8 protein-coding genes are annotated in these 15,329 nt (G+C 44.8%); 1 reads left to right on the top strand and 7 read right to left on the bottom strand.

All coding sequences use genetic code 11. From position 1 onward, the window contains the following. Positions 1-97: 97 nt before the first annotated feature. On the top strand, positions 98-1,783 hold the full coding sequence (locus tag G7Y32_RS07030; RefSeq protein ID WP_165212407.1) for an MFS transporter: 1,686 nt from the start codon (positions 98-100) through the stop codon (positions 1,781-1,783). Positions 1,784-1,931: 148 nt separating this feature from the next. Here the strand turns inward: G7Y32_RS07030 and G7Y32_RS07035 are convergent, their stop codons facing one another. From G7Y32_RS07035 to rpoB, 7 genes are all read right to left on the bottom strand, one after another. Continuing rightward, on the bottom strand, positions 1,932-2,855 hold the full coding sequence (locus G7Y32_RS07035; RefSeq protein ID WP_165212409.1) for an ABC transporter ATP-binding protein: 924 nt from the start codon (positions 2,853-2,855) through the stop codon (positions 1,932-1,934). After that, positions 2,852-3,901 (bottom strand): ABC transporter ATP-binding protein, encoded by a 1,050-nt coding sequence (locus G7Y32_RS07040; protein WP_165212411.1) that lies wholly within the window; start codon positions 3,899-3,901, stop codon positions 2,852-2,854. Before G7Y32_RS07040 ends, G7Y32_RS07035 begins: the two co-directional genes overlap by 4 nt. A 10-nt stretch (positions 3,902-3,911) precedes the next feature. Beyond that, entirely contained in the window at positions 3,912-4,943 is a 1,032-nt protein-coding gene (locus G7Y32_RS07045) for an ABC transporter permease (protein ID WP_165212413.1), read from the bottom strand. A gap of 11 nt (positions 4,944-4,954) precedes the next feature. Continuing rightward, the gene (locus tag G7Y32_RS07050; protein WP_165212479.1) at positions 4,955-5,869 is read right to left on the bottom strand and encodes an ABC transporter permease; all 915 of its coding nucleotides are present in this window, start codon (positions 5,867-5,869) and stop codon (positions 4,955-4,957) included. Positions 5,870-5,955: 86 nt separating this feature from the next. Beyond that, positions 5,956-7,617, bottom strand: coding sequence for a peptide ABC transporter substrate-binding protein (locus G7Y32_RS07055; RefSeq protein ID WP_165212415.1), 1,662 nt, complete (start codon positions 7,615-7,617; stop codon positions 5,956-5,958). Between the two features lie 311 nt (positions 7,618-7,928). After that, positions 7,929-11,582, bottom strand: coding sequence for a DNA-directed RNA polymerase subunit beta' (gene rpoC, locus G7Y32_RS07060; RefSeq protein WP_165212417.1), 3,654 nt, complete (start codon positions 11,580-11,582; stop codon positions 7,929-7,931). 115 nt (positions 11,583-11,697) lie between these two features. Next, on the bottom strand, positions 11,698-15,276 hold the full coding sequence (gene rpoB / locus G7Y32_RS07065) for a DNA-directed RNA polymerase subunit beta (protein WP_165212419.1): 3,579 nt from the start codon (positions 15,274-15,276) through the stop codon (positions 11,698-11,700). Positions 15,277-15,329 lie beyond the last annotated feature (53 nt).

Here is a 15,329-nt window from a genome sequence, read left to right on the forward strand (position 1 = left end):
AAAGTATTTCAAATAAGTGTCAACAAAAATATAGTTGACATTATTATTTATTTAGTTTATATTATCATTGTTAATATAAAAGAAAGAGAGACTTCTTATGAAACGGACCTTTACTATTTTTGCTATGTGTATCGGCATCTTCCTCTGTATGTTAGATACGACCGTCATGAATATTGCTCTACCAGCTATTCAAGATAGCCTGAGAGTCACACTCAACGACCTACAATGGGCCCTTAATGTTTATACCATTGTCTTTGCTTCCTTAACTATTCCCTTGAGTAAATTAGCTGAAAAATTTGGCAAACAAAAATTTTATCTTTTGGGACTAATGACTTTTATGCTGGGTTCCCTTCTATCCGCCTTAAGTAAGGACTTAAATTTCTTAATTATCGGTAGGAGTATCCAAAGTATCGGGGCAGCCCTTGTCTTTCCTCTCTCGATGACTCTAGGAATCAATACTGTTAGTATTTCCGCCCGAAAGAGAGTCATTGCCGCTTTGGGCGTCACGCAAGGGCTTGCTGCAGCCTTGGGGCCAACTATCGGCGGAATGCTCACCCAGTACCTAGGCTGGCGTTGGATTTTTCTCGTTAATCTCCCCTTGATGATTATTTCCCTTGTCATTTGCCTGATTTGCTTTATCCGGCATGAAGCAAAAGAAACAGCCAGAATTGACTTTCTGGGTGCTATCTTTAGCATGGCAACTCTCTTTTCCCTCACTTTAGGCTTGGTTCAAGGACGGACTTGGCATTGGACTAGCCCGACTATTATCGGACTCTTAATCAGCTCAGCCCTTCTTTTAACCCTCTTTATTTGGTGGGAAGGAAAAGCTCAAGCTCCTATGATGCCACTGGCCCTCTTTAAGAACAAAGAATTTACTGGATCAGCTTTAGCTATTGTTCTAAGCAATGTCTTTCTGGTCGCTGTCACAGTTGTTCTGCCAACCTACTTTACTCGGGTGCAAGGCAAAACTGAACTTGAGGCTGCACTATTAGTAACACCTATAACGGTCATGATTTTTATCTTCTCCCCTCTGGCTGCATTGATTATTGACAAACTTGGATCACGTCTCGTTATTGCGAGCGGATTCATACTCATGACTATCGCCTATGTCCTCTTCACAAAAATTGATATGACTAATAGTTTTCAGACAACCCTGACCTGTCTGATCTTGGGGATGGGCTACGGTATTATCGCTGGTCCCATAACGGTTCTAGCCGCTTCCGATTTTACTGGCAATCTCCTGACAGCTTCTCAAAGTGTGGCAGGAGTCCTGCGGCAGGTTGGGATTAGTTTAGCAGTCGCTATCTATGTGACTGGGCTCTATAGCAACCTCACTACAGCAAAAAATGAATCTATTACTTATATTAAAAAGGAAGTTAAGACCATCCAAGTTCCTAAGGATAAACAAAAGATGATTGCTGATACTTCCATCGAGGCTCTAGGCAAAGCTAAACAAGCTAAAACGACCAAAAATCATTTCAGCCAAACAGAAAAACAAGCCATGATCAATGAAAACTATCAGAAGGTCTTGAGCAACTATCCAAACCACCTTCCTGATCAGGCCAAACAGGCCATTCACGGCAAAGTTGAGACCCAAGTTCAGGCCAAACTACAAACCATCAACCAACAGATCAATAAGGCAATTTCAGCCATTAAAACCTATGCTAAAGGTCGCTATACCAAAGCCTTCACTGAGCTCTATCGGTATTCCATCTGCTTTGTTGGACTGGCTGTTTTCACCTTCCTACTCTTCCCTAAGAAGAAAAGTAGGAAGCTAGGTTAGCCCCCCACATTTGGAGACACGAGCCTATCTTGGTCGCTACTCGAGTTCAGGGGTTCAAGTTTTCAACTTCTTTTGCCACATTATTCCCCATAATTTTCAAGCGAAAAAACAATAAGAAAAACCTCAGCTGGTTAGAGCTGAGGTCCTTTTATTTCTTATAGTTTTCAGCCTCTTGGTCAGTTGCATAGACAAAGTGACCAGGAGTGATTTCGTGCATTTGGCGGGCTTGGCCGTCTTCTTCCAGACTTGGGTCATAAACCTGAGGCACCCGAGTCCGTTCTCGCTCTGGATCCGGTTCTGGAATGGCTGATAGAAGCGACTTGGTGTAGGGATGGATGGGGTTATTGTAAACCTCATCAGCTGGACCGACCTCCAAGAGCTTGCCCCAGTGCATCACGCCGATACGATCAGAAATATACTTAACCATGGACAGATCATGGGCGATAAAGAGGTAGGTCAGACCTTGATCATGCTGAAGTTTTTGCATAAGGTTGACCACCTGAGCCTGTATGGAAACATCCAAGGCAGAGATAGGTTCATCGGCTACGATAAACTTAGGTTTAACCGCCAGAGCTCTGGCAATCCCAATCCGCTGGCGTTGACCACCAGAGAATTCATGCGGGTAGCGAGAGAGGTGGTCCTTATTGAGACCGACTAATTCAATCAACTCTTCTACTCTCTTTTGACGCTCTTCCTTGCTTGCAGTCAAATGATGGATATCCAAGCCTTCGGCAATAATATCTCGGATAGTCATCCGACCATTGAGACTGGCTTGTGGATCTTGGAAAATCATTTGGGCATCCTTACGGAAGTCATGCAGGTCTTTACCCTTAAGGGCTTCAACGGATTTCTCATTAAAACTGATGCCACCACCGTCAATATCATAGAGCTTAAGAATCGAGCGACCAATAGTCGTCTTACCTGAACCTGATTCTCCAACCAGACCGAACACTTCACCTTCATAGATATCAAAACTAACATCATCAATAGCCTTGACTTGGTTGGATTTTCCCTTGTTGAAGGTCAGGGAAACGTTTTTGACTTGGACTAATTTTTTAGGGTCTTGGGTCATTTTTGTCTCCCTTCTAATTCCTGCCACTGTTTCCACCGTTTTTGGATAAAGTCTGGCGGTGTCACCCGAGGTGCCCGCTCATCTAAAAGCCAAGTAGCTGCATAGTGGCTATCAGATACCTTAAACATGGGCGGCTCTTCCTCATGATCGATATCCAGAGCAAAGGCATTTCTAGCAGCAAAGGCATCCCCTTTAGGCGGATTGAGCAAATCCGGTGGTGTCCCAGGAATAGCTTGTAGACTGCCAGACTCGGTTCCTATGGTTGGCATGGAACCAAGAAGTCCCCAAGTATAAGGGTGTTGCGGATTGTAGAAAACTTCATCAACACTGCCGTATTCAACAATCTTACCAGCATACATCACGGCAACCCGATCAGCCATACCAGCAACGACACCCAAATCATGGGTGATAAAGATAATGGAACTCTCGGTTTGCTGCTGAATATCCTTCATCAGGTGCAGAATTTGAGCCTGAATCGTTACATCCAGAGCAGTCGTCGGTTCATCGGCAATAAGGATTTCTGGATTAGCAGCCAGGGCAATGGCAATGACAGCCCGCTGCCGCATCCCTCCAGACCACTGATGAGGATAATCATTAGCATGTTCACGCGCATTAGGGATTCCAACTTTTTCCATCAAATCAACAGCGATTTCAAAAGCCTGGTCGAACTCCATTTCGTCATCGTGAATCAAAATGGGCTCAGCAATCTGCTTCCAAATTTTCATGGTTGGATCCAGACTGGTCATAGGATCCTGGAAAATCATGGCAATTTCATTACCACGAACGCTGACCCAATCTTTTTCATCCAGTTCATTGAGATTGCGACCCTTAAACTGAATATCGCCACTGACCTCAGCATTTTTAGCCGACAAGCCCATGAGCGTCCGCGTTGTGACAGACTTCCCAGAACCAGACTCGCCAACGATAGCTAGCGTTTCACCCTTGTAGAGTTCAAAATTGACATTTCGAATAGCCTTGACATCGCCAGCATAGGTATGGAAATTCACATGAAGGTCTTTGACGCTTAAAATTTCTTCTTTTGACATAAGGACCTCCTCACTCATCAGCATTTGACTTAGGGTCAAAGGCATCCCGCAGACCATCACCCAAGAGAATGAAGGCTAGGGAAATAAAGACCAAGGCAAGAGCTGGAATAATCAGCTGATAGGGATAATATTGTAAGTATTCTTGGGCATCGGTAATCAGAGAACCTAGGGAAGCCGTCGGTGGCTTCACCCCCAGATTGATAGCTGATAAGACAGCTTCATACATAATGGCACTAGGTACAGTCATCATGATTTGTACAATGATAATCCCTGAAATATTTGGCAGAATGTGTTTAAAGGCAATCTTGATCCTGCTTTCGCCCAGAGTCCTTGAAGCTAGGACAAAATCCCGCTCCTTATAGGACAGGGTCATATTGCGGACCTGACGAGCCATCGCTGTCCAACCGACAATAGCGATGGAGATGATGATAGCCGTCACCCCATTTCCCAGAAGGAGCCCCAGCATGGTTACGATAACCAAGTTAGGGATTGAAGAGATAACTTCGATAATCCGCTGCATAATGGTATCGATCCGACCGCCGATAAAACCTGAAATCAGACCATAGCTAACGCCAATCAGGAGGTCAATCAAGGTCGCAACCACAGCAATCAAAAGGGAAATCCGAATCCCGACCATAACCCGCTTGGCCACGCTTCGGCCTAAGTTGTCGGTTCCTAAAATAAATTTTTGACCCTTGGGAACCTCTTGTTCCTTATAGACATCTGTCTTCTTATCAGCACCAGAATATTTGATTGTCCCATTCCAGAAAGGTAAATGATCGCTGATTTTAGGAGGCAAATTGCGGTAAGTGGTCACCTTATCACTGTTAAAAGTATTGGCATCTTCCTTACTGACAAAGGCCGTTGAAATAGCGGCAAAAATCAGCATGAAACCTAAGAACCAGAGAGCCACTAAGGCTAATTTATTCTTTTTCAACCGTCGCCAAGCATCCTGCATAAAGGTCAGGGTAGGCTTTTGAATTTTTTCTTGTGAAAGCGTGCTGCCCGCACCCACAAGTTTAAATGTTTGTCTTTCGTCCATAGTATCCTTCCTTACTGCAAGCGAACCCGAGGATCGACAATACTAATCACAATATCTGTCACCAGAATAGCCACCATCAGCATGAGAGCATAGACAATCGTTGTTCCCATAATAACTGGATAATCCTTGGTGGGAATGGAGCTGACAAATTGCTGCCCGATACCGGGAATTGAGAAGATTTGCTCAATCAAGGCAGAACCCGTCAAAATATTAGCAGCCAGCGGACCAACTAAGGTCAAGACTGGAATCATGGAATTGCGGTAGGCATGCTGCTCTGTTACCTCTGATGAAGTCAGCCCCTTAGCTCGAGCCAACTGAATGTAATCTGTATTGAGGGTTTCAATCATTTCACTGCGGAAGAAGCGTGTAACCTGAGCAAAGACCGGAATAGCCAAAGCTAGAGTTGGTAGGACGGACTGACTAAAGCTACCCCAACCAACTAAAGGCAGAAGATTCCACTTGAAACCGAGGTAATCCAAGAGAAAAAGTCCAATAATGAAGGACGGTACGGAGATACCTAGAGTTGAGATAACACTCAAGACACTATCAATCCAGTTATTCTTATTGCGGGCTGAAACAGCACCGACAAAAAGACCAGCGATAACACCGACAACCAGAGCCTGAATACCCAGTTGAGCAGAAACAGCCAAACGTTGACCAATCAGGGTTGACACTTTTTGATTAATAGAAGCGTAAGAAGTTCCCAAATCACCGTGCAGGATATTCCAGAGATAGGTCAGATACTGCTGCCAGAGCGGCTTATCCAAGCCATATTGCTTGTTCATCATGGCAATCATTTCATCCGTTAACTTGGGGTTGTTGTAAGGCGTTCCTGGTAAAACCTGCATAAGAAAGAAAGACAGGGTTACAACCACCCAAAGAGTAACTAACAAGATTGCTATACGTTTTAATAAATATTTCACCATATTATTGATTCCTTTAAAATCAGCAAACAAGAGAGTGAGATAGACAGCCATGATGGCTTAGCCCTCACCCTCTTGCCTGACGTTGATTACTTCTTGTAGGCATAGGTAAAGTCCGTGTAAAGTCCAGTTGCATTCCGTATCAGGCCTTTCAAATGTGGATTTTGTAAAGCTCGAGTTGAACGGAAGTAGATTGGATTGTAAAGAGCCTCGTCGTAAAGGGCTTTTTCTGCTGCCTTATAATCTTCTGCACCTGCCGCTTGATTCAAAGCATCAGTAGTCAGAGCCTTTTGGTAAGCAGCATCGTAATCCGTATTTGAAAACTTACCATAATTATAAGCAGAGTCAGAGGTGAAGAGACCGTAGAAAGTTGAACCTTCCGGGTAATCACCACCCCAAAGAACAAGAGCCACATCAAAATTTTGATTTTTTGTATCATCCAAGCGCTGCTTGAAGGTAACAAATTTTTCCTCAACAGTTAAACCAGGCAGGGCTTTCTCCCATGTCTCCTTGATATAGTCGACCGCTGCCTTGGCAACAGGCTGATCAGAATCAGCTGTAACGACGAGTTTCAAAGAACTTAGCCCTTCTTCTGCTAACCCAGCCTTAAAGAGCTGACTAGCTTTTTTAACATCATAAGTGTAGCCCGGAGCCACATAATCCGTTAGATCCCTTCCACCCGGCAATTTCTCTAATCCTTCAGGAGCCAAAGCAGTAGCCGGCTTAGAGCCTGTATCAATAGCAGCCTTAACCACTCCCTTACGATTAGTTGCAAAGTTGAGAGCCTGACGAATCTTTTTATTGGTCAAACCAGGAACCTCCCCCGTTTGATTGTAAACGATATAGGTGGTTGTTGCTTCTGGAACCTTAACAACCTCTTTGCTGTATTTGTTAGCATTATACATAGCTGAGGTCGCAGAAATATTAGCATAATCAAGATCCCCTTGTTTATACATCTGAACAGCCGTATCAGGCTTTTTGACCGTCTGAACATTGACAACCTTGGTTTTAACATGCTTTGCATCCCAGTAGTATTTATTCTTAACCAATTTATAGCTACCACTAGTACCGTTCCAATGTTCAACCTTATAAGGGCCTGAATAGACAGAATACTTAGAAGCCGTTCCGTACTTATCTCCAGCTTTATCCACAAAGGATTTTTTCTGTGGCACAAAATTAGAAAAAGATAAGAGAGATTTGAACTGAGGAGCCGGCTTGCTAAGAGTAAAAATAACCTTGTTGCCTTCTGCCTTAACACCTAAGTCCTTGACTGGCTTCTTGCCAGCGATAATCTCATCGGCATTGAGAACATGGGCATCCTGAGTCAAGTAAGCATATTCAGAAGCCGTTTTCGGGTCGACCATGCGCTGCCAAGAATAGACAATGTCCTGTGCTGTCAAGGCACTGCCATCCGACCATTTGAGATGATCGCGCAGGGTCGCCGTATAGGTTAAACCATCAGCCGACACATCCACCTTTTTAGCTAAATCTAGCTTCAAATCACCATGTTTATCTACCCGCATTAAGTTACTGCCAGAATTACCGATAGCCATTGCCGAATATTGATCAGTATTCTTAGAAACATCCAAAGTAATGATTTCAGTCGGTGTATACCAATTAATCTCATGCTTAGAATCATTTGTTTGGGTAAAGTTATGAGCTGTAACACCAACCAGTATCACCCCAGCAGCCACAATCCACTTAGCATTCTTACGAAGCTTTTTTCTGAATTTTCTTTTTATTAATACCATAAAATTCCTTCTATCCTAAGCGTCAGGGAAAACTAAACGCTTCTTCTCCCTAGCCAAATAAAAATAGACTTGAACCGGTCTCAGGACAAGACCCGCCCAATCCATTGAATGACTATAACGTTTTCAATTATAGCAGTTTATTAAGAAAATGTAAATATTCTGTTTCGTTTTCTTATCAGTTTTGCCTTTTCAAATAGTTTATCAAGTCAAACTTTCCTTGATTTTAAGAAGGAAAAAGCCCCTCCTAAAACTAGGAGAGGCCGGAAAGCTCTTCTTATATCTATACAGATTTCAGAAAGAAGTTTGAGTTATTATTCAGCAACTGGCGCTTGAGCTTCTTGAGCTTCCTCTTCACTTGGTCCTACCTCTTCTTCAATGATTTCAACTTCATTAACAGCCTGAGGTTCGATATTACGGTAGCGAGCCATACCAGTACCAGCTGGAATGATCTTACCAATAATAACATTTTCCTTAAGACCGAGCAGATGGTCTTTCTTACCACGGATTGCTGCATCGGTCAAGACACGAGTAGTTTCTTGGAAAGAGGCTGCTGATAGGAATGAATTGGTTTCCAGAGAAGCTTTAGTGATCCCCATAAGGACTGGACGGCTGGTTGCAGGAATACCGCCAGCGATGACGATATCCTTATTAGCATCTGTAAAGTCAGCAATATCCATGAGCGTACCTGGCAGAAGATCCGTATCACCGGGATCCATGACACGCACCTTACGCAGCATTTGGCGAACCATAACTTCGACGTGCTTGTCACCGATTTCTACCCCTTGGCTGCGGTAAACTTTTTGAACTTCTGCCAAGAGATAGGTTTCAACTGACAGGGTATCACGCACTTCCAGCAAATGTTTTGGCTGGATAGATCCTTCAGTTAAAGCAGCACCGCGGGAAATTTTATCCCCGACTTGAACCTTCATTCGAGCCGTAAATGGCACCACGTATTCACCTTTACCAGTTCTACCTTCAACGTAAACCTTCTTGGTACGAGTTGCCGCATCTTCCTCAATGTCAGTCACACGCCCTTTAACTTCTGTGATGACCGCTTCCCCTTTAGGATTGCGGGCTTCAAATATTTCTTGGATACGAGGCAAACCTTGAGTGATGTCAGTATTTGAAGCAACACCACCGGTGTGGAAGGTCCGCATAGTCAACTGAGTACCAGGTTCACCAATGGATTGAGCAGCAACAGTACCAACAGCTTCCCCAACTTCAACCGCATCACCTGTTGCCAAGTTGATACCGTAGCAGTGGCGGCAGACCCCATGACGAGTCTTACAGGTGAAGACAGAGCGAATGGTGACTTCTTCAACGCCAGCCTTGACAATTTCAGCTGCCATATTTTCGGTCAGCAAGGTATCAGGCTCAACCAAAACTTCCCCAGTTTCAGGGTGTTTAACACTCTTCTTGGTATAACGACCAACCAAGCGTTCCTGCAAGGTTTCAGTTACTTCCTTACCATCGGTAATAGCTGTGATGGTCAAACCACGATCGGTACCACAGTCGTCTTCGCGAATGATGACATCTTGAGCCACATCGACCAGACGACGAGTCAGATAACCTGAATCGGCGGTCTTGAGAGCTGTATCGGTCATACCCTTACGAGCACCGTGAGTAGAGAAGAACATTTCCAGTACGGACAGACCTTCACGGAAGTTAGACAAGATAGGCAATTCCATGATTTGTCCATTAGGAGCCGCCATCAAACCACGCATACCAGCCAATTGAGAGAAGTTAGAGATGTTCCCCCGAGCTCCTGAGTCCATCATCATAACGATAGGGTTCTTAGGATCTTGGTTAGCAATCAGCGCTTCTTCCAATTCTTCCTTAGCTTCACGCCAAGTATTTGTAACAGCTGTGTAGCGATCATCGTCCGTCATCAAACCGCGACGGAAGGCCTTATTAATTTGTTCAACCTTACTGTGGGCAGCTTCGATAATTTCTTGTTTATTGTCAATAACTGGGATATCGGCGATACCAACTGTCAAACCAGACAGGGTTGAATGATAGTAACCCAAGTCTTTCAAACGGTCAAGGAAGGCAGACGTTTCTGTCGTCCGCAAGCGTTTGAAGGTTTCAGCAATGATATTACCCAAGTGTTTCTTCTTGAATGGTTCATTGATTTCAAGTGCTTCAATAGCTGGCTTGATATCGCTACCTGGTTCCAAGAAATACTTATCAGGAGTCTTTTCAGTCAGATTGCTGTTAGTTGGTTCTTGCAGATATGGCAGTTCTGCTGGCATGATATCATTAAAGAGAATCTTACCAACAGTCGTAATCATAACCTTGCCCTTTTGACTTTCAGTCCAAGGTTTTTCTGGCATGCTGTCCGTTGCGATACCAACACGGGTATGCAAGTGAGCAAAACCATTGCGGTAAGCCATGATAGCTTCATCCCTGTCCTTGAAGACCATACCTTCGCCTTCACGGCCAGCATCTTCCATGGTCAGGTAGTAATTCCCCAAAACCATATCTTGAGATGGGGTAACGACTGGTTTACCATCTTTAGGGTTAAGGATGTGTTCGGCCGCCAACATCAAGAGACGAGCTTCTGCTTGAGCTTCTTCAGACAGAGGCACGTGGATAGCCATTTGGTCTCCATCAAAGTCGGCATTGTAGGCTTCACAAGCCAGCGGATGGAGGCGCAGAGCCTTACCATCAATCAGAACAGGCTCAAAGGCTTGGATACCAAGTCGGTGCAGGGTAGGTGCCCGGTTGAGGAGAACGGGGTGTTCCTTGATCACATCTTCCAAGATATCCCAAATCCGTTCATCACCGCGTTCAACCATACGCTTGGCAGCCTTAACATTACCAGCATATTCACGAGCAACAATTTCCTTCATGACAAAAGGTTTGAAAAGCTCGATAGCCATTTCACGCGGCACACCGCATTGATACATCTTGAGTGTTGGACCAACAGCGATAACGGAACGACCTGAAAAGTCAACCCGTTTACCCAGCAAGTTTTGACGGAAACGCCCTTGTTTACCTTTCAGCATGTGGCTGAGAGATTTAAGCGGACGACTGCCAGGTCCTGTAATTGGACGACCTCGCCGACCATTATCAATCAGAGCATCAACTGCTTCTTGCAGCATCCGTTTTTCATTTTGCACGATAATACCTGGAGCGTTGAGTTCCAAGAGGCGAGCCAAACGGTTATTCCGGTTAATAACACGGCGGTAAAGGTCATTCAAGTCAGATGCCGCAAAACGACCACCATCCAATTGAACCATTGGGCGCAAATCAGGTGGAATAACTGGCAGGATGTTAAGCACCATCCATTCTGGCTTGTTGCCTGACTTTTGAAAGGCGTCAAGAACATCCAAGCGACGGATAGCCTTGATCCGTTTTTGACCTGAAGCAGTCTTCAATTCTTCCTTGAGTTCTGCAATTTCCGCTTCCAAGTCTACTTGTTTCAGAAGATCTTGAACGGCTTCCGCCCCCATCTTAGCAACGAACGAACCATAACCATATTCCTGCAGTTTTTCTCGATATTCACGCTCAGTCAAGATAGACTTGCGTTCCAGCGGTGTATCCTTAGGATCGATAACCACATAGGCTGCGAAATAAATAACTTCTTCCAAAGCTCGCGGACTCATATCCAAAGTCAAGCCCATGCGTGATGGGATCCCCTTGAAATACCAGATGTGAGAAACCGGAGCCTTCAATTCGATGTGACCCATGCGTTCGCGACGAACCTTGGCACGAGTAACTTCAACCCCGCAGCGATCACAGACAATCCCTTTATAGCGGATCCGTTTATATTTACCACAGGCACACTCCCAATCCTTAGTAGGACCAAAGATAACTTCATCGAAGAGCCCTTCGCGTTCAGGCTTGAGCGTGCGGTAGTTGATTGTTTCAGGTTTCTTAACTTCCCCGTAGGACCAAGAACGGACCTTATTAGGAGAAGCTAAAGTGACTTGCATACTTTTAAAACGATTTACGTCAACCACTAGTATTACCTTTCTATTTATCTGGCCAAACTAGAGTCAATTCCTAGTCCAGCTTATGATGAGACTTAGCTAGGCGGTTGAAAAGGAGTCCTTTTCAATCAACCTATTAGCTATCTCATTCTTCGGTCTGTTGATTCTCAGCAGCTTGTGCTAAGCGAGCAGCCTCAGCTTCTTGCTTTTGACGAGCCCTTTCCAGATCATCAACATGCATGACATCGTCATCTTCACCTTCGTCAAGATCACGCAGTTCAACTTCCTTATCATCTTCATCCAGCACACGCATGTCAAGACCAAGTGATTGCAGCTCCTTAACCAGGACACGGAAGGATTCCGGCACCCCTGGTTTTGGAATTGGTTTACCCTTAGTAATAGCTTCATAAGCTTTGAGACGGCCAGTCACATCATCTGACTTGTAAGTCAAGATTTCTTGCAGCACATTTGAAGCACCATAAGCTTCCAGCGCCCAAACTTCCATTTCCCCGAAACGTTGACCACCAAACTGAGCTTTACCACCCAGAGGTTGTTGGGTAACAAGTGAGTAAGGACCAGTTGAACGAGCGTGGAGCTTATCGTCAACCATGTGGTGGAGCTTAATCATGTACATAACCCCGACAGACACACGGTTGTCAAATGGTTCACCAGTACGACCATCATAGAGGACAGTCTTAGCATCACTAGCCATACCAGCCTCTTCAACGGTTTCCCAAAGATCTTCAGAAGTTGCCCCATCAAAGACCGGCGTTGCAATGTGGATTCCTAGATTACGAGCCGCCATGCCCAAGTGGAGTTCCATAACTTGTCCAATATTCATCCGAGATGGCACACCCAATGGGTTCAGCATGATATCAACAGGTGTTCCGTCAGGCAAATAAGGCATGTCTTCAACCGGAACAATCCGAGAAACAACCCCCTTATTACCGTGACGACCGGCCATTTTATCGCCGACCTTAATCTTACGCTTTTGAGCGATATAAACTCGCACCAGCATATTCACACCAGATTGAAGCTCATCACCATTAGCCCGTGTAAAGATCTTGACATCACGGACGATACCAGCACCACCGTGTGGAACCCGCAGAGAGGTGTCACGCACTTCACGCGATTTATCACCAAAGATGGCATGGAGGAGACGTTCTTCTGCTGACAAGTCTTTTTCCCCTTTAGGAGTGACCTTACCAACTAAGATGTCGCCTTCCTTGACTTCCGCACCAATGCGGATAATACCCATTTCATCCAAATCCTTGAGAGCTTCTTCCCCAACATTTGGAATTTCGCGTGTAATTTCTTCAGGGCCTAACTTAGTATCACGGGTTTCTGATTCAAATTCCTCCAAGTGGACAGAAGTATAAACATCTTCCTTAACCAGACGTTCACTCATGATAACCGCATCCTCGAAGTTGTAACCTTCCCAAGTCATGTAAGCGACGATTGGGTTACGACCCAAAGCCATTTCACCTTTTTCCATGGAAGGACCATCAGCAATAAAATCACCTTTTTCAACCTGATCGCCAACCTTCACAAGGGTGCGTTGATTATAGGCAGTACCAGAGTTAGAGCGACGGAACTTTGTAATGTGGTAAACATCAAGGGAGCCATCTTCGCGGCGCACTTCAACTTTTTCAGCATCAGAGAAGGTTACTCGGCCGTCATGTTGAGCAATAACAGCAGCACCAGAATCGTGAGCGGCCTGATATTCCATGCCTGTACCAACGAACGGTGCCTTAGGATCAATCAACGGTACTGCTTGCCGCTGCATGTTGGCACCCATGAGGGCCCGGTTGGAGTCATCGTTTTCCAAGAATGGGATACAAGCGGTTGCAACCGCAACAACCTGTTTAGGAGAAACGTCTACAAAATCAACCGAGCTAGCTGAAAATTCTTGGTTGTTCCCTTGATGACGACCCATGACAATTTCTTCTGCAAAAGTGCCATCGTCATTCAGCTTTGAGTTGGCCTGAGCAACAGTGTATTCATCTTCTTCATCCGCAGTCAGCCAAACGATTTCGTTAGTCACCTTACCAGTTGACCGGTCAACTTTGCGGTATGGTGTTTGGATGAAGCCATACTTGTTGAGGTGACCGTAAGAAGACAGGTTATTGATCAAACCGATGTTTGGTCCTTCAGGAGTTTCAATTGGACACATCCGACCATAATGAGTATAGTGCACGTCCCGCACTTCATAACCAGCACGGTCACGGGTCAAACCACCAGGGCCTAAAGCTGACAAACGACGTTTGTGAGACAGCTCAGACAATGGATTGTGTTGATCCATGAATTGAGACAATTGAGAAGAACCGAAGAATTCCTTAACTGCAGCTGTAACAGGGCGGATATTGATAATTTGTTGTGGCGTCAGAGCTTCATTGTCCTGAACAGACATGCGTTCACGCACGTTACGTTCCATCCGAGTCAGACCGATACGGAATTGGTTGGCTAACAGTTCACCCACAGCACGAATCCGGCGGTTACCTAAGTGGTCAATATCATCAACCTTACCAAGACCTTCTGCCAAATTGAGGAAATATGACATTTCCGCCAAAATATCCGCAGGCGTCAGGGCACGGACCTTATCACCTGGATTAGAATTACCAACGATAGTAACTACCTTGTCAGCATCCAATGGTGAAACCACCTTGAATTTTTGCAGAACTACTGGTTCAGTCACAACAGCGTAATCATTTGGGGTATAAACAAAGCTATTAAGACCACTATCTAGGGCATCTGCAATAGAATCAATGACCTCACGAGTCATGACAGTACCGGCTTCGACCAAGATTTCACCTGTTTCACCATCGACCAAGTTTTCAGCTAGAGTTTGGTTGAGCAAACGAGTTTTGATATTGAGCTTCTTATTAATCTTGTAACGACCAACGGCAGCCAAGTCATAGCGACGAGGGTCGAAGAACCGAGCAGTCAAAAGACTACGAGAACTATCAGCTGTCTTAGGTTCACCTGGACGTAAGCGTTCGTAGATTTCCTTAAGAGCTTCATCAGTCCTAGCATCTGCTGGATTCTTGTGGATATCTTTTTCAATAGTATTGCGAACCAACTCGCTATCACCAAAGATATCAATAATTTCATCATCACCAGAAAAACCAAGAGCCCGCACCAAGGTTGTAAATGGAATCTTACGAGTCCGGTCGATACGGGTATAGGCAATATCCTTAGAATCAGTTTCCAATTCCAGCCAAGCCCCCCGATTAGGGATAACGGTTGAACCGTAACCAACTTTACCGTTTTTATCAACCTTATCGTTGAAATAAACACCTGGAGAACGCACCAACTGAGAAACGATAATCCGTTCTCCACCATTGATGATAAAGGTCCCCATCTCTGTCATGATTGGAAAATCACCGAAGAAGACTTCTTGAGTTTTGATTTCACCAGTCTCTTTGTTAATCAAACGGAAAGTCACAAAGATTGGTGCTGAGTATGAAGCATCGTGGATACGCGCTTCTTCCAAACTGTACTTGGGCTCTTTCAACTCATAACCAACAAACTCTAATTCCATGGTATCGGTAAAGTTTGAAATCGGAAGTACATCTTCAAAGACTTCCTTGAGGCCATTCTCCAAAAAATCTCGGAATGAATCCGTTTGGATTTCAATTAAATTTGGTAGATCAAGAGCTTCCTTGATTCTTGAAAAACTTCGACGGGTGCGATGTTTCCCGTATTGAACGTCATGTCCTGCCAAGTTTCTATCTCCTTCATCGTAAGATACAAAGACTTTCTCAGCTCAATGCTGAG

Origin of the sequence: Streptococcus tangpeifui, assembly GCF_011038795.1 — a bacterium.
In the GTDB taxonomy this organism is placed as follows: domain Bacteria; phylum Bacillota; class Bacilli; order Lactobacillales; family Streptococcaceae; genus Streptococcus; species Streptococcus tangpeifui.